Raw genomic sequence first — 25,799 nt, forward strand, 5'->3', positions numbered from 1 at the left:
CCGCCTGTGCCCGCCCGGTCCCGGGCCACGACCGGCGGAGTCACGGCGCCGCCGCCTCCGGCCGCCACGAGTGACATGTTGGAGAGCGCGGTCACTTTGGAGAACATGCCGCTGCCGCTTTTTGCCAACGCAGTGTACGGAAGCATCCTGAAGCGGAATGTGTCTATAGACGCTGCCGTACAAAGCCGCAACGACCTGGTGAGCCTTAAAACCGGCAAGCCGGTTACTGGCGAGCAACTTGCTGCGGCGGCGCAGGCCGTATTGCGTTCCTATGGTGTGGTAGTGAGGGAGTTTGACGGATTGGTGCGCGTTGTGCCGGAGAATAGTGCTGGTAGTGGTGCTGTGGACTTGCGCCGGGGCCGGGCGCAACCCGATGTGCCTGCCTCACTGAGACCGGTCTTCTTTCTTGTGGAGCTCGAGAATACGAATGTCTCGAACGTCAGCACATGGATACGCACATTTTTTCAAGGTCGTGTCACTGTTACCGATGATCAACCGCGCAATGCGGTTTTGTTGAGTGGCCAATCCGACTCTGTCAGCGCCGCGGCTGAGGCCATTCAGCTTCTGGATCAGCCTGCCCTGAGAGGGCAATACAGCGCCCGCATCAATCCGGCATTTTGGTCCGCTACTGAGCTTGCTTCGAAACTGGTAGAGGTGTTGACGGCGCAGGGGTACTATGCTGCGGTGTCTGGGAGTCAGACCGCACCTATTTTGGTGATTCCAGTTGCCGCAGTGAACTCCATTGTCATTTTTGCGGCCAATCCCGAAGCGCTGAATCATGCCCTCCGTTGGGCGCGGGAGCTTGACCAGGCGCCGCCCAATCGGGGTGGAAAATTCGTGACCTACTATGTGCGCAATACGGACGCGGCGGCAGTGGCGGCTACGTTGCAGGACGTTCTGGGTGGCAGTTCCTCAACCCAGGTCGCGTCGACTCCAGCTACCGCTGGCGGGCCAGCCGCTGCGCCTGTTGTACGCAGCTCCGGCGCTTCTTTGCCGGGAGGTGGCAAGGTTGTCGTGAATGCTGCGGCCAACAGCATCATCATCCAGAGCACCCCTGCGGAATACCAGCAGATTTACTCCTTGCTTCAGGAGCTTGATCGGCCGCCAAGGAGCGCGCTGATCATGGCAACCGTTGCAGAAGTGACCCTCTCAGACACAGAGCAATTTGGTTTCAACTGGCTTTTGAAACAGTTCACTTCACGTGGTTATGTTGTCAATGGGAGCGTGGGGCCGGTGCCGACGGGAAGCGCTGCCGCCGCGAACAGTGGGCTGGCATTGAGCATTGCCACGGCTGCGGGTGATCCGCGAGCCCTGCTGACCGCGCTTGCCAGCAGCAATCGGGTGCGTGTGCTATCCAACCCTTCGATTGTTGCACTCAATGGCCAGGAAGCCACCATCCAGGTGGGGCAGGATGTCCCTGTCCTGACCAGCCAGATCAGCAATTCCAATACAGGGGGCACCAACGGAAGCCAGGGAGTGCTCCAGACTGTTCAGTACCGCAGCGTGGGCATTATTCTGCGCGTCAAGCCCATCATTCATGCCGGGGGGCGGGTTGAGCTGGACATGAGCCAGGAGGTGAGTGGCGTATCCAGTAACAACAGCGGTATAGGCAATTCGCCGGTGGTGACTACCCGCAAGGTCCAGACCCGCTTGGCGGCTCAGGATGGGGCGACGATGTTGATTGGCGGCCTGATTTCGGAGCAGCGGGATGGGGGCAATGCCGGCATCCCGTTCCTCAAAGACGTGCCGGTGGCAGGAGCGCTCTTCAGAACATCTGCTAATGAGAATTTCAGCCGGACTGAACTCGTTATTCTTCTAACGCCGTACATCATCGAGGATGATTTCGACTCCCGAGCCATCACAAGCGCTTTCCGCTCCCAGTTCGGGTGGGCCGCGAAATCTGGCTTTCCGCCGCCTCCTGGTGCTACGTCTGGCGCGGACAACAATTTGTCATCTCCTTCGATGACAGTGGCGCCTCGTCGGGTAGAGGCGTCTGAGGCCTCCCCAGTGGCGCAGCCAGAAACACCTGCTGCCCCGAAGGCGAAGCCTTACATCGTTCCGGAAAAGCCGCTCGAGCCGAAGAACGAGACAATCCGGCGGGAAGACGCGAGTCCTCGCCTTACGCAGCCATCGGGCTTAACGCCTCCTGGAAAGTCGGCTCCTGTTGAAGTCTTGCCGCCAATAGGTCGGTCAGGCCCTTCGACGCCTGTGACCCCGGGCACCAAGACGGTGACCGACGAGAAGCTTCGGCAGGAATTGCTAGACGCAGTCAAGGGGGGTAAATGAAAGACGCGGCGCGCTTGGGCTGTGGTTTTCTTGGCACGTGCGCGAGTAAGCGGTGTTTCATCGGTTGTCAACCTGTGCGCCGTCCATTACATTACAACGCCAGCGGTCTGAGGTAGTTGGCCCAACGCTTACGCGGCGGTTACCTGACCTTCCTGAACGCCTGTTGTTTTTATGCTGCAACACTTGTGTCATTGCTGTCCAGTCCATGATTTCCTGTACACTGAAACTTGCTGCGGCTTGCGGCAGTGCGCGCAGGGAAGGTTGAACCGCCTGACGCATCTTTGCTTTAGGTAATTTCACTAAGAGGAAACTTAAGTTATGAAACGAACTCTTCTCTCCCGCCTCATCCTGGCCAGCCTGGCTGGAGTTGCGGTTTCTGGCGTGCAAGCTGGTCAAATCCAGGCGTCGTCGGTGTCGATCGCTCGCGAAGTGATCACGCTGGACACGCAAAGCGTCGGCGCTCCTGCCATTGCTTATCGCTTCGCCGGTGACGTCGATGCTCGTGCGCAAGCCCAGACCTTCCAGGTTCAGTTCACGCTGGGCGCTGGCTCCTGGGACGGTTGGGTGTCGGCTGGTGTCGCTCCCGCTGCCGTGAATGGCGCTCCCGAGAACCAAGCCTTCTCCATCACCGACGGCGTGTCCGGCGTGATCGTCAACCAGGAAGCTGTGCCCCGTGCTGGCGTGACGTCCTATGCTGTGACCAGCAAGGGCATCAGCGCTGACGGCAAGACCCTGTTCGTGACGTTCACCGTTCACCAGGACGGCGTGGCTCTGATCAAGCAGCCCCTGATTTCCGTGAACGTTGCCAGCAACACGCTGGTTAACGTTGCCAACGTGCCCGTGGTTTCCGCTGACCGTGGCTTCCTGCAAGGCATGAAGACCGTTGCTGGCGACCTGGCTGCTGACTTCGCTGCCAGCCAGACCTGCGTGGCCACCAAGACCCTGCCCGTGAGCGTCAAGCACTATGTTGCTTTGACCAACCCGGCGATCCTGGCTACCGATGCCAACGCAACCCCTGACGAGCACACCCGCGGCAGCGCTACCAACAGCGCCACCCTCGTGGTGTTCCCGACCAACCTGAAGGTCAACTTTGCCACCTCCACGGCTGGCGCTACGTTGACCCCGGGCGGCAACCTGTCCTTCACCGGCACCGGTGCAGTGGTCGCGAGCGCTTCGCCCGCTACTCCCGGCACGTCTCACGTGGCCGTTGGTGCTGGCAACCTCGTCCGTTTGGGCATCATGAATCTGACGCAGAACGCGACGGGCTATGACTCCGACCTGACCAACCAGTACATTCTCGGCAACGCAGTTGCTCCTGCTGGTGTGAAGGGCATTGCGACGGCTGCAGCGAACAACGGCCAGGTTGAAGTGTCTAGCGTGAACGCTGTGATCACTGCGACCAACGGCTTCGTGGTCGGCGGCACGGTGTTCTTCGCAGCTGCTGGCGCGAACTGCGGTGCAGTTCTGGCTGGTACCGTGGCAACGGCCATCACGGCTGGTAACGCTGCAGGTCCGCTCACGATCACGATCCCCACGGCTGCAGTGAACGCCGCTTTCGGTGCCGCTGGTACCAATGCCCTGGAAATCTGCTACTCCGGCACGGGTGCGGCGACCATTCCTTCGTCGGCCTTCACGGCTGTCGGTACGGTGGTCAAGGCTGCTGCTGGCGCCAACCTGAACGAGCAGAACAACGCCTGCAACGGCACTCTGTTCTCGTTGGGTGGCGGCATCAAGATCGACGTTCGTAACTACGCTTCCAACCAGGAAACCAGTGGTTACAAGTCGATCCTGCGCATCATCAACAACAGCGATGTTGCTACGGCTGATGTGTGGGCTCAGATCATTCATCAAGACGGCAAGCTCGGTAACTATGGCCTGATCATCCCGGCTCTGGCTCCCCGCGCCGTGAAGAACATGTCTGCTGCTCAGATCGAAGCCCTGTTGACCACGCCGCCGTCCGCGACGGTTGCTGCCAACAATGGTGCTGCCCAAGCTGCTGTCAGCGCCGATGGTGCTCCGCGTATCCGTATTACGTCGAACTCCGGTCGTTCGCTGCGCGTCCAGAACTACCTGTTCAACAGCGTTACGAATCAGCTGTTGGAAGGTTCCAGCTCGCAAGCTGTTGACTTCGAAGGCACCGCAAGCCGCGCGCCTGTGAACGAAGGTCAGTACCAAGAGCAGGATGCCAACAGCGGTCTGAACCTCCGCTAATTGGCAGGGTAGAGTTCTGCTCTACCTTCCCTTACAAACCGGGGAGCTTGCTCCCCGGTTTTTTTATTGGCAACATTGATTTGATGGCAGTAACTCAATCCTTATCGCTGGGGTTGTGGCTTGTTCAGCGAGGCATCCTGGATTCCTTCGCCCTCGAGCGCGCAACGGCTGTGCTACAGCAATCTCCCCAGGAGAAGCTGGGTGGCATTTTGATTCGAATGGGATTGCTATCTGAGCAAACTCTGCTGGATGCCCAGAGCGAGTTGCTAGATGTCCCATTGCTACTGGAGTCGCAATTTTCCCAAAGCTTGGCGAGTGCTACTCAATGGATGCACGATCGGGGTGTCCCTCACGCGATGGCGCGTCGCTTGCAATTTTTCGCCTACCAAACAGACCCCGACAATGATCTTGCGGTGGTTACTCGCGAACCCTTCGATTCCGAGCTGCTGGAGTACCTGCAGAGCGGCCCGGCACGTGGAATGGAGCTTCATTTTCATCTGACTGCCACGAGAAATATTGAGCGCGCGCTTGAGTATGTCTACAGACCTGCCAATGCAGTGGGAGGTTCCGAAGACTTGCGCAAACTCGCAGAAGATGCACCCGTGGTCGAACTGGTGAATGGGTTGCTGGCACGAGCCACAGATGGTCGTGCGTCGGACATCCATGTTGAACCTCAAGAAAACGGCTTCATTGTCAGGTACAGAATCGACGGGCGTTTGCAGGCCGTTGAACAATATCCTCGTGACAGGTTTGACGCAGTGGTCAGCAGAATCAAGCTCGTTTCAGGGCTCGATATTGCTGAGCGGAGACTGCCTCAGGATGGACGTTTTTCGAGTCGGATGGCAGGTGTCGAAACCGATGTTCGGGTGTCCGTGATCCCGGGAGTGCAGGGCGAGTCGCTTGTTCTACGCCTTCTTCCTAACACCCAATCAACGCGGTTCGATCTCGGCAATATAGGCATTGAAGCCGACCATCTGGCGATGTACAAAGGCTGGATGGCACAGCCCGATGGCATTGTTTTGGTCACCGGTCCGACAGGGAGTGGTAAAAGTACGACTTTGTACGCCACATTGGTGGCGACAGATACTGCACATGAACGGGTGATGACAGTTGAGGACCCCGTTGAGTACAAAATCCCGGGCGTGACGCAGTTTCAAGTGCACCCTGATATAGGATTCACATTTCCTGCCGCTTTGCGTTCCATACTTCGCCATGACCCCGATACCATTATGATTGGGGAAATACGCGACGTGGAAACCGCAAGAATTGCGGTCCAGGCCTCATTAACGGGCCATAGAGTCTTTTCCACTTTGCACACAAACGATACAGTCACTGCCTTTCTGCGCCTCGCGGATATGGGTGTGGAGTCATTTCTAGTGGGAGCTACCGTTCGCGGAGTTGTTGCACAACGGCTGCTCCGGCGATTGTGTACCGAGTGTTGCGTTCCACTGGACCGCGAACTGATTCCGTTGGGTGTCGCTCAAGCACTGGAGCGTTTTGGTGTTGTCCGCGACGAATGGACATTTCGTCGGCCTGTTGGCTGCCCGCATTGCACCAATACGGGCTATCGCGGGCGGATCGCCGTTTACGAGTTGCTTCCGGCCAGCGAGAAACTGAGGGAAGCGATGAGTCGAGGCACTCCGACCATTGACGGCCTGATGGCTGTAGTTGGCGCAGACTTCAGGGATCTTCGCGGCGATGCCCTGTTGAAAGCCGTGAGAGGAGTCACCAGTCTGGAAGAGGTCTATGCCATGGCGGGACCGAGCCTGGCCACCGCTCATTGAGAATGGCCATCACGGTGCTTCGTATCAAAGAACAGTGGTTTGGACAGCTGGCGGCACATCGGTCCCTGCTTTACCTGTTGACCCGGCAGGAACTCAAGTCGCGCTATCAAGGCTCCATTTTTGGCTTCACATGGGCGATTGTCACGCCACTCCTCATGCTGGGTGTGTATGCCCTTGTATTCGGGCAGATATTCAATGCACGATGGCCGCTTGCGAGGTCTGCGAGCGGGGCCGAATTTGCCGCAACATTGTTTGCTGGCTTGATGGTGATCGGGTTCGTTTCTGACGTTCTTGCGCGATCGCCGCACATCATTGTGGGGCAGCAGAATTTCGTAAAGAAATTGGTCTTCCCCCTTCATCTTTTGCCCATTGTTGTCGTTCTGGCAAGCATGGTTCATCTGGGGATCGCCGGCGCCTTGCTTGGTATGTTTGTCCGAATTGCAATCGGTACGGTCCCCATCACCATCGTGATGTTTCCCGTTGTCATGCTGCCTGTAGTCATGTTCGCCATGGGCGGGGCGTGGTTTCTTGCATCGCTGGGGGTGTACTTCCGCGACAGCGCTCAGGTCGTGGGGGTTGTGCTTACGGCATTGATTTACCTGTCTCCGGTATTTTTCCCCGTCAGCGCCGTCCCGGCGCAATGGCAAACTCTATTTCAACTTAATCCGCTGAGCTTGCCCATCGAGCAAATGCGAGAAATCAGTCTCTATGGGTTGTGGCCGAACTGGTTTGCGCTAGGGCGATCGCTCGCTATATCCGCACTAGTCCTTTTGGCCGGACTATGGTGGTTCAATAGGACGAGCGATGGATTCGCTGATGTGCTGTAGTCATGGATGATTGCCCGGGTGCTCAAGGCGGCGCCGATACTCACAAAATCTCGCCCATCCTCGTTGAGGACGTCGGGAAAAAATACACGCTCTTCAGTCATCCGGCAAAGAGACTGGCCCACTCGCTGACGGGAGGGAAATTCGGGCGCGGAAAGGAATTCTGGGCGCTCAAGGATGTATCGTTTGAAGTCAAAAGCGGCTCAACGCTTGGCATCATCGGAGCAAACGGATCGGGAAAGTCGACGTTGCTTCAACTCATTGCAGGGACGTTGAAACCGACGGTCGGCCGAACAAAAGTAAAGGGCCGGGTTGCGGCCTTGCTTGAGTTGGGTGCGGGATTCAATCCCGAATTCACTGGGCGGGAGAATGTTCAACTCAGTTGCGCCTTGCACGGGCTGACGCCCGACCAGGTCGCAAAGCGTCTTCCATCAATCGAGAAGTTTGCGGAGATAGGTTTTTTTCTTGAACAACCGGTCAAACAATATTCGAGCGGAATGTTTGTGCGGCTTGCTTTTGCAGTGATCGCTCACGTTGACGCTGAGATTCTCATTGTCGACGAAGCGCTTGCGGTTGGTGATGCTTACTTTCAGCAGAAATGCATGCGATTTCTGCATGACTTCATGGAACGCGGCACTGTGCTGTTTGTTTCTCACGATATGGCGAGTGTCAAGTCGCTCTGTACCGACGTCATCTGGCTGCAGCAAGGTCAAATTGTTGAGATGGGGTCACCGAAGACGGTCGGCGATGCCTATCTGAGGAGCCAATACGCCCGTACGCAACGTGTGGACGCTACTCCGGTTCCACCGACTGCAGAGACGAAAACCCCTCCTCAGGAATTAGTCGCTCCCATCCCCGTTGTTGCCGATACGCGAAGGGAGGTGATCCAACAGGAAGGCCTCCAGAACCGTATTCAGATATTCCATTTCAGTACAAGGGATCCGGGCTTTGGCGCGGGCCAGGCCCAGATCACTTCGGTGGAAATGCTTGACGCGCAAGAGCGCGCCCTCGTATCAATTGAGGGTGGAGAGATGGTTTGCCTACGCATACGGGCCAAGGCGCTTGCCACGATTGAAAATCCAATCTTCGGCTTTTTCTTGCGGAACCGGCTTGGCTTGAATGTATTTGGTGACAACACATATCTTGTTTATCACAGATGCTCTCGGGTGTGCAAGGCTGATAGCGTGCTTGAGGCAAGGTTTGGCTTTGTGATGCCTTTTTTGCCGAGAGGAGACTATTCTGTCTGCGTGGCACTGGCTACTGGCAGCAACGAGAATCACGTTCAGCAACATTGGATCAATGAGGCTTTAATGCTCAAGTCCATGGCAAATGATGTGCATGCCGACGTGTTGGGGATACCGATGCACGAAATATCAATCGAGGTCGCAGGTGAGTGACGATCAAACTCCTCAGAGTCGACGACTCGAAACTCATTTGTACCAGAGAGAAATCCAGTTAGAGGCGGAAGCCGAAGACTCCCTGACGAAACTGGTTCAGAAGGTCAGCGCAGGTGCCGAGGTCCTGGATGTGGGGACGGGCTCGGGAGCGCTTGGACAGCACTTATCGAAAGCGCTGAATTGCACGGTCGACGGGCTCACCTACAACGAGGATGAACAACGTACCGCCGGGCCATACTATAGAAGCATCCTGCTGGTTGACTTGGAGCAGGAGCCCCTACCCGAGACGATACGGCAGCGGCGTTACGACTTCGTGGTGTGCGCGGATGTACTGGAGCATTTGCGAAATGCTCCGGCAGTGTTGTCAGAGTTGAGGAGTCTTCTCAAACCTGGAGGAATCATTCTCCTGTCGATTCCTAACGTGACCCATATCGGGGTTCTCCTCGGCTTGTTGGCCGGCCGCTTTGGGCGAACTCACGAAGGTCTGCTCGATGAGACCCATGTTCATTTCTATGACCGGGAATCGCTCCGACAGTTGTGCGTGACATCTGGATTGACCATCGTCCAAACCGATGCGGTACGACGCAACCTTATTGATACGGAGTTTGCTCGGCTGGACTACCAGTCCGTTCCTGTCGGGGTTCGCCAGTACTTGCTTGGTCTGCCTGATGCTGAGGTCTATCAATTCGTCTGGAGCCTCCGGCCTTCAAGCCCCGACGAATCATCCGCAGCTGTTGCAGCGCCAGCTCCTTCTTTGTCGCCTGCGAAGATAGAGCCCCAATTCTCGATTCAGCTCTACCTTGATGAGGGAGACGGGTTCAAGGAAAAAGAGAGTTTGTTCGCGTTCGGGTTCCAGCGACCTGAGTTGCAGGACATAAGACTGAAACTTCAGTCAAAAGCGAATGTTCAACGTATTCGACTGGATTTTGGGGACAGGCCGGGATCCTTTGAATTTGCAGGCGTTCAGGCATTCGATGCTCGTGGCCAAGAGATCTGGGGCTGGCAGGGTGACTGGTTTCCAGGGCTGTCGCTCAATGATTGCTTCCTCACCGGGCAGGAAGGGCGGCATGGCGGCCGGATTGTTCGGTGTACCGGCAATGACCCGTGGGTGTGTTTCCAAGTAGATCCGCAAGTGTGGGCCCAGGCGGAGGATATTGTGGTTCGGCTTTCGTCACCAACGGCGATGGCTGACGCGCTCTTCATGCGCGTTGACTCGATGCTTGCCCAGCTCGAACAATCACACAACGACCTGAGTTCCAGACTGGATGCCAGGATGGAGGTGCTCAACGGACATGTCGATAGCTTGCAACAGCAGTTGCGGGACGCCACTGAAAGTAATCGGCGACTGCAAGGGGAACTGACTTTGGTCAGGGCGCAATTTTCCGAGGTGATGAATTCCAGCAGCTGGCGATGGACGGCGGGGCTACGAGCAATGGCCCGTTGGCTGGGCAAACTTCGCGCATGAGTCCCCTAGGAAAGGCAAATGAGCCGTTTGGGACGGCGCCGCTCCAAGACGTGCGCTGGGCAGTCGACAATATTGTTGTCAATGATCACTCACTCATTTGTCATGGATGGGCGTTTGTCCAGGAGGGGCAAATTTTTTCGGCAGATCTGCTTCTTGTCGGAGTTGATGGGCAAGAAGAGAAAGTCGGCCTGAAGTATGGCCTTGCCAGGCCTGATGTGGCCGCACAACGCATGGGCGCCCCAGTGTCATGCGGATTTTTCTTTCACGGGGGTATCAGGTCGGACCAACTCACGGGTGTGAGGTTGGTTCTCCGAGGAGGCGATCAAGGGGCACCCTTGGTGCAGTGTTGGGCCTGGTCGCGGGATTTGCCTTTTACCCAGAACACCGGGCGCGCGCCTGCTGCCACATCAGCGTTATTGCTCCTGGGCCAGCAGGCTGGCAGGGCTTTCCGGTTGATCATGAGAGGGCAATGGAAATCATTCTGGTCTGCCGTACAGAGGCGACTGCACCCCATGAAGGCGCCCAAGGCCAACCCAAGCGAGATCGAGGTGCTTGTAGAAAGCTTGCAACCGGACACATGGCTCATCATTGACCATAGCCTGGGGGGGGGCGCGAACCACTATCGGAACGAACAAATTAACCAGTGCCTCGCCCAAGGACACGAAGCGATTCTGTGGACGTTTGCTCCCGCCATACTTCAGTTTCAGGTGATCCTGCATCGGAGGACCGCAGAGGAGCCTTGCGCATATCGTGTTCCATGGCTTGCGCTTGAAGCAGTGCTGCGCAGTGAACGGGTGAATACGATCATGCTGAATAACTGCGTGTCCTTTCCACAACCCGAAAGAGTCCCTTTGGCATTGCTGGGTGCGTTGAGTCGAAGGCCCCTTCGCCTGATCATGTGCCTGCATGACTTCCACTGGGTCTGTCCTTCGCATTTCCTGCTCGATAATGAACGCCGTTTCTGCGGGGTTCCTGATTTGTCCCGCTGCCGGCAGTGCTTGCCGGCGATTCAAGATCAACTTGCGAGTCTCTATCTCGCCAAGGACATTGATCGCTGGCGGTCATTGTGGGCATCGTTGCTCAATCAGGCCACCGAAGTTCGCTGCTTTTCAAATAGCGCCAGAGCCCTTCTCAATCGAGCTTATCCGGCGCTGCCGGAGGGAACGGTGACCGTGGTGCCTCATCGGGTGCATGCGTTGCCTGGCGGATTTGACTATCCTTCAGATGCCTCTGGCGCATTTTGCGTCGCGGTGGTTGGTGCGATCAGCGCAGCAAAAGGAAGCCATGTCGTCAAGGCACTGTCGGCTCACGCTGCAAGGACATCGCGTTCATTGCGACTTGTGGTGGTGGGAGAACTGCACGAAAGTGGCCTGGAGGGGAATATTGTTCAAACCGGACCCTACAAGCCAGAACAGCTGGCGGGATTGCTTCGTACTCACGGAGTGCATCTGGCCCTGATGCCCTCGGTCGTTGCCGAGACCTTTTCCTACGTCACGCATGAGTTGATGCAGCTCGGAGTGCCTGTTATGTGCTTTTCACTCGGAGCGCAGGCAGAGGCGGTCGCCCGGTACACGCGGGGTAAAGTGGTTCCTCTCGACTCTTCGACACCAGAACTCCTGGCCGCCCTGTACGCCTTCAAGACCGATCTGGACAGTCGGTTTGAATTTCGCATTTGACCAACTGATATGAAAAAACTTCACATATTTACCAGCGCTGCGTGCAACTACGTTCCCAAGGTGCGGATGTTGTTTACCTCATTGAGGAAACATCATCCGGAAGCCGTCTTGCACCTTTTGCTCAGCGATGGAAAGACTGATTTGCTTGACCTGAACAAGGAACCGTTCGACGCGGTCACTTCAGTCGAAGAACTGGGAATTCAGTATTTGCCGGGATGGGCGTTTTGCCACACCATTGTCGAACTGTCTACGGCTATCAAGCCATTTTTTCTGCGTCAGCTCCTGGATCGCGAAGACTGTGGTCAGGTTTTGTACCTGGACCCCGATACGGTTGTGTTCTCGAGACTGGATGACATTCTGGGTGCGTTGAGCGAGGTCAATCTTGTCCTGACCCCGCATCAGACAAACCCGGAACTGACCTTGGAGGCGGTGCTGGACAACGAGATATCCAGTTTGAAGCATGGTGTCTACAACCTCGGGTTCATCGGGGTTTCCAATACGGACGAGGCGCGGCGATTTGCTTCATGGTGGGCCAGCAGGGTGTACTATTTTTGCCGTAGCGAAATCCATAACGGATTGTTCACAGACCAGAGATGGATCGATCTGGTTCCCGCATTCTTTGACGGGGTCGCCATCATGCGCAGTGGCCGGCACAACGTGGCCACCTGGAACATCACGACGCGCGAATTCCGTCAGAATGAAGATGGAGCATTTACGGTGGATGGTGAGCCTTTAGGCTTCTACCATTTCACCGGCTTTGACAGTGGCGCGCACCGGATCATGGCGATCAAGAACGCAGCCGATAACCCGGCCATCCACAATCTCGTGAATTGGTACGAGGAGAGCACGGCGGATTTGTCTGACGACCCATTGTCGCGAGTGCCCTGGAAGTATGCGCGGTACTCAGATGGCACACCCATCGATAGGATCCACAGGTTCCTGTACCGGCAGAGGGTTGACTTGCAGAAGACATTTCCGGATCCGTTTGATGCAAGCGGCTCTCACAGCCTCAAGGGCTGGATGACCGGGCAGGCCCCAAAGGAATACCCCGCACTGTTTTCAGCGCAAACCCGCGATTCAGCCATGCTTGACCTCTCACGCAACGTGGGTCTTGTTTTTGACCCGTCCGGAGAGGCCCGCCAAGGGCGGACATTGCGGTCCGTGCTCGGCAGCAGTCTTCGCCATCCTTCGTCTGGAATTCGGTTGATCCGGCGAGGATACCAAATACTTCGGACAGAAGGATGGGCGGGCATCTCGCGGCGACTGAGTTAACTGGAGAATTAGATGCATTTGAGTTCGCTGATCAACATGGAGAAATTCCGTGATCGATACTTGGAGTCTTTGGTAACCACGCCAATAAAAATCCTCGATCTTGGGAGCACGGAGATGGGGGCTTGCTATCGCCCAATTTTTGACAGGGCCCCGTGGCAATATACCGGGATGGATCTCGCTCCGGGGCCCAACGTGGATCTGGTGCTGAAGCGCCCCTACGACTGGCAGGAGGTCGCGAGCAATAGCGTGGATGTATTGATTTCCGGGCAAGTACTGGAGCACGTCGAGTACTTCTGGATCACGGCATTGGAAATCTCCCGGGTGCTGCGACCGGGGGGACTCGCTTGCCTTATTGCCCCTTCATCAGGGCCGGAGCACCGCTACCCAGTTGACTGCTGGCGGTTTTATCCCGATGGGATGCGGGCAATCGCCCAGTTTGCCCGATTGGAATGCCTGAATGTCTATACCAATTGGGATAACAATGGCGATCCTGGCAGTGACTTATGGCATGACTCCGTAGTGGTTCTGCGCAAGCCGAAAAGAGCGTGGTTCAAATCCTTGCCCCTTCAATGGATGCAGGAACTGCAAAGAAAGGTCATGACCTGGCGCTTGCCTTGAGTCAGGGGAACTTGACGGATTGCAACCAATGAGGCGCCTTGGAGTCCTTGGGCGCGAGTATCGGGAGCGATGGTGCATCTTCCAGTGGCCATTCGATGCTGACGTGCGCATCGTTCCAATGCAACGATTGCTCATGCTCAGGAGCGTAGTACGACGTGGTTTTGTAGACAAAATCCGCGTGATCGGACAACACCAGAAATCCGTGTGCAAAACCAGGTGGAATCCATAGCTGCAGCTTGTTTTCTGCACTTAGTTCTACACCGACCCACTGACCCAGCCGCGGGGACGATTGACGCATGTCCACTGCAACGTCGAATACCTTCCCGCTGACCACGCGAACCAGCTTGCCTTGCGGATTGACGATTTGGTAGTGCATGCCGCGCAATACCCCGCGCGCCGACCGCGAGTGGTTGTCCTGGACGAACCGGGCAGGCACGCCTGTTGCCTGTTCAAACACCCGCTCATTCCAGCTTTCCATGAAAAAACCGCGGTCGTCGCCAAACACCCGAGGCTCGATGATCAAGACTTCGGGCAATCGGGTTGGCGTGACGATCATTGAGTTGCTCCCGCGACGAGTGCGGCAAGGTAGGCGCCGTAGCTACTCTTGGCCATGGGCTGAGCCAGCAAATTGAGCTGGGTGGTATCGATCCATCCATGGCGCCAGGCGATCTCCTCGGGGCAAGCCACTTTGAGCCCCTGGCGCTGTTCCAGCGTATGGATGAACTGGGTTGCTTCGAGCAGACTTTCATGCGTGCCCGTGTCCAGCCAGGCAAAGCCGCGGCCCATGGTTTGAACCTTGAGTTGCCCCATTTCGAGGTACCGCTGGTTGATGCTGGTGATTTCCAGTTCACCCCGCGCCGAGGGCTTCACGGACGCCGCGATGTCGCATACCTGGGGATCATAAAAATACAGACCCGTCACCGCAAAATTGCTCAGGGGCTGCACGGGCTTTTCCTCGATCGAGAGTGCTGTGCCGTCGGTATCGAAGGCCACGACACCATAGCGTTCAGGGTCCTTGACGTGGTAGGCAAACACGGTTGACCCTTCGGCCGCCGCGTCGGCTTCTCGCAGCAGCTTCACGAGGTCGTGTCCATAGAAAATGTTGTCGCCCAGGACGAGCGCACTGGGAGAGCCCCCAATGAAATCGCGCCCGATGATGAAAGCCTGCGCCAGTCCTTCGGGACGGGCCTGAACCGCATATTGAATGTCCATACCCCAGGCGCGACCGTCGCCCAGCAACTGCTCGAATCGGGGAGTGTCTTGCGGCGTGCTGATGACCAGGACTTCACGGATGCCGGCGAGCATCAGCGTCGCCAATGGGTAGTACACCATGGGCTTGTCGTAGACGGGGAGTAACTGCTTGGATAGGGCCAACGTTGCAGGATGCAGCCGGGTTCCGGCCCCTCCGGCAAGAATGATGCCTTTGCGTGTGGTGGTTGAAGCGGCCATGCGGGCTTTCCTGGAAGCTTTAGCTGAAACTGGAATGGGTCGCCAGTTCGGTGACGACGCTGCGAACCCCTGCGTCCCAGGCGGGAATCGAAAGACCAAAGGTCTGGCGTAGCAACCCGGTATCGAGCCTGGAATTGAACGGGCGTGGGGCCGGGAGGGGATAGTCCCGGGCCGGAATCGGCAAAACGCGTTCCGGGGTGGTTTTCAGAGGCAGGCCACAGGCCGTGGCCTGCTGGACAATCAGGCGCGCGTACTCGTGCCAGTTGGTGACGCCAGCGGCTGCCAGATGGTAGGTGCCCGCCAGGGTATCGCTGAAATCCTGGTCGCGCAGTCGCCGAAGGACATGCGACGTCACGTCGGCAATCAGCGCTGCGCGCGTGGGGGCGCCCCATTGATCGCAGACCACTGTGAGTTGGTCACGCTGGGAAGCGGCCCGCAAAATGGACTTTGCAAAGTTCTGCCCCCACGAATCGAACACCCAGCTGGTTCTGAGGATGATGTGGCGCGGGCATTGCGCCATGATGGCGAGTTCCCCGGCGCGCTTGCTGGCCCCGTAGGCGCCCAGCGGGGCAGGGATGTCGTTCTCGTTCCACGGCCGGTCTCCCGTGCCGTCAAAAACATAGTCGGTGGAATAGTGGACCAGCCAGGCGCCCCACCGATGCGCCTCCCTCGCCAGGACGTCGCAGGCGGTTGCGTTGATTGCATAGGCGGCATCCCGGTCGCGTTCGGCCTGGTCCACGGCGGTGTAGGCGGCTGCATTGACGATTACATCCGGTTTCAGCGACTCTACGGTGTGGGCCAGGCCCTTGGCATTCCCCAGGTCGCCGCATAGGGGTGAGCTGTGGCGGTCAAGTGCCGTGACCGTCCCCACAACGGCCAGGCTTCTTTGCAATTGCCAGCCCACTTGTCCCTTGCAGCCCAACAGCAGGATTCTCATGCGGGCTGCACCAGCCCGGCATACTGCGCGTCGATCCAGTCGCGATAACTGCCCGTCGTGACCGAGTCAACCCATGCCTGGTTGTCAAGGTACCACTGGACGGTCTGGCGAATGCCGTTGTCAAAGTCGATCGAAGGCTGCCAGCCCAGTTCGGTGGCAATTTTGCTGTCGTCAATGGCGTAGCGCCGGTCGTGCCCGAGGCGATCACCGACGTGGACAACCAGCGCCGAATGCGGCTCACCCCCCGGCCGCGGCCGCAACGTGTCCAGCACCTTGCAGAGTGTCTGAACCACTTCGAGATTGAACCGTTCGGACCGCCCCCCGATGTTGTAACTCTCGCCGGGTCGCCCGCGCTCAAGTACCGCGCGAAGTGCCGAGCAATGGTCGTCCACGTGCAACCAGTCGCGCACCTGCCGCCCATCACCGTACACCGGAAGCGGCTTCTCCCGCAGCGCGTTGTGGATCATCAACGGAATCAGTTTCTCCGGGAATTGGCGGGGGCCATAGTTGTTGGAGCAATTGGTGGTGAGGGTTGGCAGGCCATACGTGTGGTGGTAGGCGCGGACGAAGTGGTCTGATGCCGCCTTTGATGCCGAGTACGGACTGTTGGGCTCAAATCGGTGAGATTCGGTGAAGGCCGGCGCGTCTGGATCAAGGGAGCCGAAGACTTCGTCAGTCGAAATCTGCAGAAAGCGGAACGCAGCACGGTCCGCTTCCGGGAGGGATCGCCAATAAGCCAAGGTGGACGTCAATAGCGCCAGCGTGCCCACGACGTTGGTTTGCGCAAATGCCATGGGCCCCGTGATGGAGCGATCCACATGACTCTCGGCGGCGAAATTGACCACGGCGCGAGGCTTGTGGGTGGCCAGAAGGCTGTCAACAAGAGGGGCGTCACCAATGTCCCCATGAACAAACCTGTACTTTCGGTTTGCTTCAATCGCCTTGAGATTGCCCGGATGGCCTGCATAGGTCAGGAGATCCAGGTTCAGAACTTCTTCTTCAGTGGATTTCAGCCATTCAAGTAAAAATGCCGACCCGATGAAGCCGCAGCCTCCTGTAACCAATAGCATCTTGCTCCGTCCTGCGGCTGAAAAGCCATGATTTTAGCGAAAGCACATCGAATGCCGTCTCACGTCCACTACACGAGGCCACACAGCAGTGCCACCTTGTAGGCCAGATCGGAAACGTGATCAGCCCTCCTGACCCCGCTGGCCCGGAGGTTCACGAGTCTTGACCACGGGGAGCCAGTGCGTGCTGCCACAAACCTACGCAACACATCACGGTTCTCCGGTGTGAGAATCCGTTCATACAGGGAGAGTATCCGGATGTTCTGATCGGTCCATCGGCGCAGAGTGCCAGTTTGCAGTTGTTTCACGCGGAGCCACTTGGCACGCAGGCTTCGATTTTCCCCCATGGAATTGCGGGCATGTTGCCGGTACTGGACTTGGACATCGGCGCCGCAGGTCACGACGCCTCCCGCGCCCGAGACCAGGAGGCAGGCAAGCCAATCGTGTGCTGATACCTCTGCCAGAGGGGCATGCCGCAACAAATCGTGGGCGCCAGCATTCAGCACCATCGTGTTCCCGCTGCAAAAATTCTGGGCCAGCGCGTTCGAAAAACTGCAGGAGGAGGGAAGCCGGCGCGATTTGCCAATGACCATGCCCTGCTCGTCAATGTATTGCGTCCGTGCGCAGTGGAGGGCTGGCGCGTGATGGCCGCACTGCTGCAGTGCCCTGACCGAGACCTCGAGATGGTGAGGCAGCCAGACGTCATCCTGATCGCAGAACGCTATGAAGTCGGTCTTGATCTCAGCACGACGAACCAGCGACATGTAATTTTCCGCAAAACCCTGGCGTGGTCCGTTAACAGGAAACACGTTTCTGGCCGGATTCCGGGCCATGAAATTTCTGAGGATCCCGGCGGTTCCGTCAGCAGAGCCATCGTCTGATACCCATAGCGTCCAGTTAGCGTGGGTCTGCTTCGCGATCGACTCCAGTTGAGCACCCAAGTGCCGTTCGCCGTTCCATGTGCACATCAGGATGGCCACATGATGATCTTCCGAAACCGGGCCGCCTTGCCTGCTGGCCCCGCTCCCTACAATACCGGCTTCACCGTTAATCATCATCTTCAATCCCCATGCTCGGTTTGGCCTTGATAGGCTTCGCGGTCAGCTTGCTTGCTTGCCTGGCGCTGATTCGCCATGCCCGGCGTCATGCGCAACGCTATGCAACAGGGCTTCCGCAACGGTTCCATCTGGGCCACGTACCTCGAATCGGAGGGGTCGCAATTTACGCGGGTATTGTCGCAGGAACATTTGCAGCGCCTGCCCTGCAGGGGATGGGACTGAAGACCAATGTGCCTGTTTCTTTTATGAACTGGGCGTTGTGGTGTCTGGTCCTTCTACCTATCGTGGCGGGCGGTGTTTATGAAGATTTCAGCGCCCGGTTGTCAGCGAAATGGCGGCTTTCCATCACGGTCTGTGCTGCTGCCTTTGCCTGCTGGTGCATGGAACTGCAGGTGCCGCGTCTGGGCGTGGCGTGGATCGACCCGTTCTGGGTGGCCATGCCCTTCCTGGGGATTGGCTTGGCCCTGCTGGGCATTGCCGGGCTCCCGCACGCCTTCAACATCATTGATGGCTTCAACGGGCTGGCTGGAACGGTGGCAACCCTGATCTGCCTTGCGTTGGCGCATGTGTCGTTGCAGGTGGGCGATCGCCAGATGGCTGCTTTCATGATGGTCACGGTCGGCGCGACCGGAGGTTTTCTTTACTGGAACTACCCGCGCGGGTTGCTGTTTGCCGGCGACGGAGGTGCCTACCTGTGGGGTGGGGTGATCGCGCTCGCTGCAGTGTTGCTCGTGCAGCGACACGCGGACATCTCACCGTGGTTCCCCATGTTGCTGACCATTTACCCGGTGTGGGAGGTGATTTTCTCGACCTACCGCAAGATGAGTCGTGGTGTGTCGCCCACAGTTCCGGATTCGATCCACTTTCACATGCTGATTTACCGGCGGATTGTGCGAGGGGTTTTCCACGACGATGAGACGCGCCGGATGCTGGTTCGAAACAACAGGACGTCGCCCTATCTTTGGGGCTTCACGCTCTTGACCGTTGTGCCAGCCGTCCTGTTCTGGAACAACACGCCCGTCCTCATGGCCTTCACCGCGCTGTTCGTGATTTCCTATCTCTGGGCCTACTTCAGCATTGTCCGGTTCAAGGTCCCGTCCTGGCTGCGCCGCTGACGGCCGTATGCGGCACAATTTGGCCTCTGCCGACACTAATGCCCCGTGCCCCATGACTGACGTGACCCACATTGCTCCGCGCGACAAGGCCGAAATCCTTGCCCAGGCGTTGCCGTACATCCGCAAGTTCCATGGCAAGACCATGGTTATCAAATATGGCGGCAACGCCATGACCGATCCGGCCCTGCAGGCTGATTTCGCCGAGGACGTGGTCCTGCTCAAGCTGGTGGGAATGAATCCCGTGGTGGTGCATGGCGGGGGGCCCCAGATCGAAACCGCGCTCAACCGGCTGGGCAAGAAGGGTGAATTCATCCAGGGCATGCGGGTGACAGATGCCGAAACCATGGAAGTGGTGGAATGGGTCCTGGCGGGCGAGGTCCAGCAGGATATCGTCGGCCTGATCAACCAGGCCGGCGGCAAGGCCGTGGGGCTGACCGGGCGCGACGGCGGGCTGATCCGTGCGCAAAAGCTCAAGCTGGTGGACAACACCGACCCCGCGAAGCACCATGATGTGGGCCAGGTGGGTGACATCGTGGCCATCGACCCCAGCGTGGTCAAGGCGCTGCAGGACGACCAGTTCATCCCGGTCATCAGCCCGATCGGCTTCGGGGAAGACAATGAGAGCTACAACATCAACGCCGATGTCGTGGCCGGCAAGCTCGCCACCGTGCTCAAGGCTGAAAAGCTTGTGCTCCTGACCAACACCCCGGGGGTGCTGGACAAGAGCGGCAAGCTCCTGACCGACCTGACCGCGCGCGAGATCGACGAATTGTTCGCCGATGGCACGCTCTCGGGTGGCATGCTGCCCAAGATCAGCGGAGCGCTTGACGCGGCCAAGAGCGGTGTCAATTCGGTGCACATCATTGACGGGCGCGTGCCTCACGCCATGCTGCTGGAAATATTGACCGAACAGGCTTATGGCACGATGATCCGCTCACACTGAGTGCAGGCCAGCCGTGCGGCAGAGCACGGCTGCGGAGCAAGGCTGCCCTGGGCGGCATTGAAGGGGGGGCTCATGCAGGAACCGGCTTTCGATGCGCAAGACGCCTTCGCGCGGGCGGCCGTGCTGCACCAGCAGGGCGATCTGGCCGCGGCCCAGGCGCTGTATGTGCTGGTTCTTGCCTCGGTGCCGCAGGCGGCAACCGTCTGGACCCACATGGGCGTGGCCTGTCTGCAGGCAGGCCAGTTCGATGAGGCCCAGCGCTACCTGCAACAGTCACTGGTTCTGGAGCCAGGTCAACTGGATCCCCTGATCTATCGGGGCATGGCCTTGGCGGCACTTGAGCGGCACGCCGAAGCGGTGGTGTGCTTTGCCGCCGCCAGCGTCCTGGCGCCCCAACGGGCCGACCTGCTCAACAGCCTGGGCGTCAGCTTGCGGGCGGCAGGGCGACTGAGCGAGGCACTGGCGGCCTTCGCCGATGCGGCGCAATGCGATCCGCAATGCCTGGAAGCGCATTTCAATGCTGGCAATGTGCTGCAAATTCTGGGGCGTCTGGAAGAGGCCTTCCTGAGCTACGGCCGGGCACTTCTGCTGAACCCGCTGTATCCCAACCTGCTGGGTTACTGGCTGGGCATCAAGATGCAGCTGTGCGACTGGCAAGGCCTGGATGAAGCCTGGGCTGACCTCGCGGCCGGCATTGAGGCCGGCGTCCCGGTGGCCGCGCCTTTCACCGTGCTCGCCACGCCCTGCACCGCAGCGCAGCAGCGCCGCTGCGCGGAGCTGTTCGCGGGGGCGTACCTCCCGCCCACGGTGCCCGTGCTACCCATGCAGGCGGGTTCTGGCCGGATTCGCCTAGGTTACTTTTCCGCCGATTTCCACGAACACGCAACGGCCTACCTTTGCGCCGGCCTGTTCGAGCTGCATGATCGCAACCGCTTCGAGGTCATTGCATTTTCCAGCGGCCCTGCGCAGGCGCAGCCCATGCGGCTGCGCCTGGAGGCTGCGTTCGACCGCTTCATCGACGTGCGCGGCCAGACCGATGCCGAGGTGGCCGCTCTGGCGCGCTCACTCGGAGTGGCGATCGCGGTGGACCTCAAGGGCTACACGGCCGACGCGAGGCCCGGCATTTTTTGCCATCGTCCCGCCCCGCTCCAGGTGAGCTACCTGGGCTACCCGGGGACCCTGGGGGTGCATCACATGGACTATCTCGTGGCCGACGCGACGCTGGTTCCCGCCAGTGCCTGGCCTCACTACACCGAGAAGATCGTGACCCTGCCCGGCAGCTACCAGGTGAACGATGCCCGGCGCCCTCCCGTGCAGCGGCGCTTCTCCCGGCGTGAACTGGGCTTGCCTGACAACGCGTTTGTGTTCTGCTGCTTCAACAACAGTTTCAAGATCACCCCCGACGTGTTCGGGGTGTGGATGCGTCTGCTGGCCGCCTGCCCCGCCAGCGTGCTGTGGCTGCTGGACTCCGGCCCCACGGTGGTGGCCCATCTGGTGGCCGAGGCAGGCCGGCTGGGCATTGGCACCGAACGGTTGGTGTTTGCCCCGCGCCTGCCACAAACCGACCACATGGACCGGCTCAGCGCCGCCGACTTGTTTCTGGACACCTTCTGGCTCAACGCGCACACCACCGCGAGCGACTCGCTCTGGGCCGGCGTGCCGGTGCTGACCTGTCCGGGCGAGACACTGGGCAGCCGCGTGGCCGCCAGCCTGCTCCATGCGCTGGGCCTGGACGAGCTCATCACCTCATCCCACGCCGCCTATGAAGCGCTGGCGCTGGCGCTGGCCACCGATCCTCCGCGCCTGGCGGGGCTGGGGCGGCAGCTGGCGGCCAACCGCCACACCCATGACCTGTTCGACACCGCGTTGTTCACCCGCCGGATCGAACAGGCCTACACCCTGATGTGGGCCCGCTACCAGCGCGGCGAGCCCGCTGCGCACTTCGAGGTTCCTGCCTGACCGCCTGGGAGGCTGTGGGAGAATCGTTGCCGCGTGGCCCGGCCGGGCAGCCCGTCGGGGCCGGCCCTGTGTCCCGGACCCGCCGCGCCCCGGCACGGGGCCGCGCCGTGATGCTTCAGGAATTTTGGAAGAATCAGCATGCGCCTGCTGCTCGTTGAAGATGACGTGATGGTCGCCAGCGGCATCAAGCTGGGGCTGACCGACGCCGGCTATGCCGTGGACTGGGTGGGCAGCGGCGAGCGCGCCGAGGAGGTTCTGAACGCCGAGGTGTTCGATGCCGCGATCATCGACATCGGCCTGCCGAACATGGACGGTCTTGAGCTGACCCGCCGCCTGCGCCGCCCGGACGTGGCCAGCCATGCCATGCCGGTGCTGATCCTGACCGCGCGCGATGCGCTGCATGACCGGGTGCAGGGCCTGGATCTGGGCGCCGACGACTACATGATCAAGCCCTTTGAGCTGCCCGAGCTGCTGGCGCGCCTGCGCGCGCTGCTGCGCCGCTCGCAGGCCGCCACCTCGGCGGTGCTGAGCTTCGGGCCGATCGAGCTGGACACCGCCAACCGCCGCGCCGCGGCCTCGCGCAACGGCCAGACCCAGCTGATCGAGCTGGGCCCGCGCGAGTGGACCGTCATGGAGTACCTGCTGATCAACGCGCCCAAGCCTGCCAGCAAGGAGAAGCTGCTGCAGGCCCTGACCGGCTGGGACAAGGAGATCACGCCCAATGCGGTGGAGGTCTACATCTCGCGGCTGCGCGGCAAGCTCGAACCGCATGGCGTGGCGCTGCGCTCGATCCGCGGCTTCGGCTACCGGCTCGAGCTGACCGAGCCCGGTCCGCCGCCATGATGCGGCGCGCGCCCAGCATGACCGGCGGCCTGCAGCGGCGGCTGTTGATCATGCTGATCACGCCGCTGATCCTGCTGGCCCTGCTCAACGCCTGGTTCGACTACCGCTCCGCCGACAATGTCGCGCAGCAACAGGACCAGCGCCTGCTGGCCTTGCTGCCCCTGCTCGCTGACTCTGTCATTGCCGACGAAGTGCGGCGCGGCGAGGGGCCGGTGCTGCTGCTGGCGCCCGCCGTGGAGGCGTTCCTGAAGGAGCGCTCGGGCTTTGCGGCGTTCAACATCATCGACCCCGACGGCAAGTCGCTCAAGGGCGAGCGCTGGCTGGCCGCGTTGCCGCCCACCACCTACGAGCCCGAGTTTCACAGCGAGGAGAACGCCGGCGTGACCTGGCGCATCGTGCGCCAGCGCGTCCAGTCGGTGCTCGGCGAGATCACCGTGACGCTGGCGGACGGCTCGGACCCGCGCCAGCAATGGGCCCGCTCGATCGGCCTCAAGGTGCTGCTGCCCAACCTGGTGCTGCTGGCCGCGGCCGCGTTCGCCGTCAACTGGGCTGTCAACCGCGCCCTGCGCCCGCTGCTGGAGCTCAAGGAGGCGGTCGAGCGGCGCTCGCCGCGCGATCTCAACGCGATTGATGAACATGCCTCACCCGAGGAGGTGCGCCCGCTGGTGCAGTCGCTGAACCGGCTGTTTGGCCTGGTCAACGCCCAGGCCGAAAGCCAGCGCCGCTTCGTGGCGGATGCGGCCCACCAGCTGCGCACCCCGCTGGCGGGCCTGCAGGCCCAGGTCGAGGCCTGGGCCCAGGCGGCCAATGCGGCTTCTTCGCAGGCCCGCCACCGGGCCGGCGCCGCCGCCGGTGCCGAGGGCGGCGTCATCACCTTGCGGGCTGAGCAGGTCAACAAGCTGCGCAGCGCCACGCGCCGCACCTCGCAGCTGGCTAACCAGCTGCTGGCGCTCTCACGGGCCGATGCGCGGGGCATGCATGCCCAGCCCATGCAAAGGGTGGACCTGCGGGAGCTGTGCGAGGCCCTGCTCGGGATTCACCTTGACGCGGCCACCGCCAAGCACATCGACCTGGGCCTGGAGGCCCAGCCGGCGCAGGTCATGGGCCATGAGTGGCTGTTGCGCGAGCTGCTGGGCAACCTGGTGGGCAACGCCGTCAACTACACGCCGGAAGGCGGCTCGGTCACCATCCGCTGCGGCCTGCGCGAGGGCGTTCCGGTCCTGGAGGTCGAGGACGATGGCCCCGGCATCCCCCCCGCGGAACGGGCCCGCGTGCTGGAGCGCTTTTACCGGGTGCAGGGCGTGGGCGGTGAAGGCAATGGCCTGGGCCTGGCCATCGCCGACGAGATCGCGCGCGCGCACCACAGCCACCTCGAGCTGGGCGAGGGGCACAACGGGCGCGGCCTTCGGGTCACGCTGGCTTTTCCCTCGTGAACCGGGGCCGGAAGGCCGCCGCCGCGCGTATGCGAGAATCAATTGAACACACTTTTCCACGCCATGCCAGACGCCGAGCCCAGTTCCCCTTCTCCCCCTGTCGCTACTGGTGAAACTGTTGCCGCGGTTCGCAAACGGCCCAAGCCCGGCGAGCGGCGGGTGCAGATTCTGGAGGCGCTCGCCACCATGCTGGAGCAGCCTGGCTCCGAGCGCATCACCACCGCGGCGCTGGCCGCGCGACTGGAGGTGAGCGAGGCGGCGCTGTACCGGCACTTCGCCAGCAAGGCCCAGATGTTCGAGGGGCTGATCGAGTTCATCGAGCAGACCGTCTTTTCCCTGGTCAACCAGATCGCGGAGCGCGAGCCCGCGGGCCACCCGCAGGCTGCCAAGGTGGTGGCCATGCTGCTGCAGTTCGCTGAAAAGAACCCCGGCATGACGCGCGTGATGGTGGGCGACGCCCTGGTGTTCGAGAACGACCGCCTGCAACAGCGCATGAACCAGTTCTTCGACAAGATCGAGGCCACCTTGCGCCAGGCCCTGCGTGACGCGGCTCAGGCGGACGGCTCGGCCACGCCCAGCGTGGACTCCCAGGTCCGCGCCTCGGTGCTCACCGCGTTCGTGGTCGGGCGGCTGCAGCGCTTCGCGCGGTCGGGCTTCAAGCGCATGCCATCGGAACACCTCGAGGCCAGCCTGGCCCGGATGCTCTGACCGCTTGCTCCTGATTTCATAGCGCCTGGTGGCCGTCCGGCATGGACTCCCGGCTGATTTGATGCTGAATACCAGGCTGGCGGGCTGCGAACTGGCCTTGTTGCCCGGCGGCGCGGCCTACCTGCCGTCAGCGCAGGCGCTGCTCGTGGCCGATGCGCATTTTGGCAAGGCCGTGAGCTTTCGCCGGCTGGGCATGCCCGTGCCGCGCGGCACCACCACCGAAACCCTGGACCGGCTCGACGCGCTGATAGACGCCACCGGCGCGCGCCAGGTGGTGTTTCTGGGGGATTTCCTGCATTCGGCCCAGGCCCGTGCCCCGGCGACGCTGGCCGCGCTCTCCCGCTGGCGTGCCGACCATGCGGCGCTGACCCTCACCTTGGTGCGTGGCAACCACGATGAGCGCGCGGGCGACCCGCCCGAGGCCCTGGGTATCCAGGTGGTGGATGAGCCCTGGCCACTGGCGCCGTTTGCCCTGTGCCATCACCCCCAGGCGGTGGCGGGCGCCTATGTGCTGGCGGGGCACTGGCACCCCTGCATCAGCCTGCACGGCCGCGCCAATGAACGGCTGCGGCTGCCGTGCTTCTGGTTCGGGGACGATTCGGGCGCGGTGAGCGCCCATGCCGTGGGCATCCTGCCCGCGTTTGGTGGTTTCACCGGCATGCACCCGGTGGCGCCGCGCGCCGGCGACCGGTTCTTTGCCATCGCGGGCGATCAGGTGCGCGAGGTCAGCCCGCGGGCCTGATCGCGCCGGTGG

The 25,799-nt window shown here is 60.4% G+C and carries 21 protein-coding genes; 16 read left to right on the forward strand and 5 right to left on the reverse strand.

Going from position 1 to position 25,799, the window contains the following annotated elements:
- The first annotated feature begins 105 nt into the window (after positions 1–105).
- From KF796_06615 to KF796_06655, 9 genes are all read left to right on the forward strand, one after another.
- The gene (locus KF796_06615) at positions 106–2,286 is read left to right on the forward strand and encodes a hypothetical protein (protein ID MBX3586298.1); all 2,181 of its coding nucleotides are present in this window, start codon (positions 106–108) and stop codon (positions 2,284–2,286) included.
- A gap of 318 nt (positions 2,287–2,604) precedes the next feature.
- Positions 2,605–4,497 (forward strand): hypothetical protein, encoded by a 1,893-nt coding sequence (locus KF796_06620; GenBank protein ID MBX3586299.1) that lies wholly within the window; start codon positions 2,605–2,607, stop codon positions 4,495–4,497.
- A 47-nt stretch (positions 4,498–4,544) separates the two neighbouring features.
- On the forward strand, positions 4,545–6,281 hold the full coding sequence (locus tag KF796_06625; protein ID MBX3586300.1) for a type II/IV secretion system protein: 1,737 nt from the start codon (positions 4,545–4,547) through the stop codon (positions 6,279–6,281).
- A gap of 2 nt (positions 6,282–6,283) precedes the next feature.
- The gene (locus KF796_06630; GenBank protein MBX3586301.1) at positions 6,284–7,108 is read left to right on the forward strand and encodes an ABC transporter permease; all 825 of its coding nucleotides are present in this window, start codon (positions 6,284–6,286) and stop codon (positions 7,106–7,108) included.
- 47 nt (positions 7,109–7,155) lie between these two features.
- Positions 7,156–8,502, forward strand: a complete 1,347-nt coding sequence (locus tag KF796_06635) for an ABC transporter ATP-binding protein (protein MBX3586302.1) — start codon at positions 7,156–7,158, stop codon at positions 8,500–8,502.
- Between the two features lie 37 nt (positions 8,503–8,539).
- Positions 8,540–9,967, forward strand: a complete 1,428-nt coding sequence (locus KF796_06640) for a class I SAM-dependent methyltransferase (GenBank protein MBX3586303.1) — start codon at positions 8,540–8,542, stop codon at positions 9,965–9,967.
- 512 nt (positions 9,968–10,479) lie between these two features.
- Positions 10,480–11,643 (forward strand): glycosyltransferase family 4 protein, encoded by a 1,164-nt coding sequence (locus tag KF796_06645; protein MBX3586304.1) that lies wholly within the window; start codon positions 10,480–10,482, stop codon positions 11,641–11,643.
- A gap of 9 nt (positions 11,644–11,652) precedes the next feature.
- Positions 11,653–12,915: a glycosyl transferase gene (locus KF796_06650; protein ID MBX3586305.1), complete on the forward strand. Its 1,263-nt coding sequence runs from the start codon at positions 11,653–11,655 to the stop codon at positions 12,913–12,915.
- Positions 12,916–12,927: 12 nt separating this feature from the next.
- On the forward strand, positions 12,928–13,533 hold the full coding sequence (locus KF796_06655) for a methyltransferase domain-containing protein (GenBank protein ID MBX3586306.1): 606 nt from the start codon (positions 12,928–12,930) through the stop codon (positions 13,531–13,533).
- A gap of 1 nt (position 13,534) precedes the next feature.
- Here KF796_06655 and rfbC read toward each other — a convergent pair whose 3' ends face one another.
- The 5 genes from rfbC to KF796_06680 form a co-directional block, all read right to left on the reverse strand.
- On the reverse strand, positions 13,535–14,089 hold the full coding sequence (gene rfbC, locus KF796_06660; GenBank protein ID MBX3586307.1) for a dTDP-4-dehydrorhamnose 3,5-epimerase: 555 nt from the start codon (positions 14,087–14,089) through the stop codon (positions 13,535–13,537).
- Positions 14,086–14,982 carry a glucose-1-phosphate thymidylyltransferase RfbA gene (rfbA, locus tag KF796_06665; GenBank protein ID MBX3586308.1) on the reverse strand — a complete coding sequence of 299 codons (897 nt, stop codon included), beginning with the start codon at positions 14,980–14,982 and terminating at the stop codon, positions 14,086–14,088. The genes rfbC and rfbA overlap by 4 nt, the downstream gene beginning before the upstream one ends.
- A gap of 19 nt (positions 14,983–15,001) precedes the next feature.
- Complete coding sequence (gene rfbD, locus KF796_06670) at positions 15,002–15,919, reverse strand: dTDP-4-dehydrorhamnose reductase (GenBank protein MBX3586309.1); 918 nt, start codon at positions 15,917–15,919, stop codon at positions 15,002–15,004.
- On the reverse strand, positions 15,916–16,989 hold the full coding sequence (gene rfbB, locus KF796_06675) for a dTDP-glucose 4,6-dehydratase (protein MBX3586310.1): 1,074 nt from the start codon (positions 16,987–16,989) through the stop codon (positions 15,916–15,918). Before rfbB ends, rfbD begins: the two co-directional genes overlap by 4 nt.
- A gap of 68 nt (positions 16,990–17,057) precedes the next feature.
- On the reverse strand, positions 17,058–18,050 hold the full coding sequence (locus tag KF796_06680) for a glycosyltransferase (protein MBX3586311.1): 993 nt from the start codon (positions 18,048–18,050) through the stop codon (positions 17,058–17,060).
- 5 nt (positions 18,051–18,055) lie between these two features.
- Here KF796_06680 and KF796_06685 point away from each other — a divergent pair, with 5 nt between their 5' ends.
- From KF796_06685 to pdeM, 7 genes are all read left to right on the forward strand, one after another.
- Positions 18,056–19,159, forward strand: a complete 1,104-nt coding sequence (locus KF796_06685; protein ID MBX3586312.1) for a glycosyltransferase family 4 protein — start codon at positions 18,056–18,058, stop codon at positions 19,157–19,159.
- Positions 19,160–19,211: 52 nt separating this feature from the next.
- Positions 19,212–20,102 carry an acetylglutamate kinase gene (gene argB / locus KF796_06690; GenBank protein MBX3586313.1) on the forward strand — a complete coding sequence of 297 codons (891 nt, stop codon included), beginning with the start codon at positions 19,212–19,214 and terminating at the stop codon, positions 20,100–20,102.
- A gap of 72 nt (positions 20,103–20,174) precedes the next feature.
- Positions 20,175–22,061: a tetratricopeptide repeat protein gene (locus KF796_06695; GenBank protein ID MBX3586314.1), complete on the forward strand. Its 1,887-nt coding sequence runs from the start codon at positions 20,175–20,177 to the stop codon at positions 22,059–22,061.
- A 138-nt stretch (positions 22,062–22,199) separates the two neighbouring features.
- On the forward strand, positions 22,200–22,904 hold the full coding sequence (locus tag KF796_06700) for a response regulator transcription factor (protein MBX3586315.1): 705 nt from the start codon (positions 22,200–22,202) through the stop codon (positions 22,902–22,904).
- 17 nt (positions 22,905–22,921) lie between these two features.
- The gene (locus KF796_06705) at positions 22,922–24,337 is read left to right on the forward strand and encodes a sensor histidine kinase N-terminal domain-containing protein (protein MBX3586316.1); all 1,416 of its coding nucleotides are present in this window, start codon (positions 22,922–22,924) and stop codon (positions 24,335–24,337) included.
- Between the two features lie 63 nt (positions 24,338–24,400).
- Entirely contained in the window at positions 24,401–25,045 is a 645-nt protein-coding gene (gene slmA, locus KF796_06710) for a nucleoid occlusion factor SlmA (GenBank protein MBX3586317.1), read from the forward strand.
- 61 nt (positions 25,046–25,106) lie between these two features.
- Complete coding sequence (gene pdeM / locus KF796_06715) at positions 25,107–25,787, forward strand: ligase-associated DNA damage response endonuclease PdeM (GenBank protein MBX3586318.1); 681 nt, start codon at positions 25,107–25,109, stop codon at positions 25,785–25,787.
- The last annotated feature ends 12 nt before the right edge of the window (positions 25,788–25,799 follow it).

The organism is Ramlibacter sp. (genome assembly GCA_019635435.1).
GTDB lineage: Bacteria > Pseudomonadota > Gammaproteobacteria > Burkholderiales > Burkholderiaceae_C > JAHBZM01.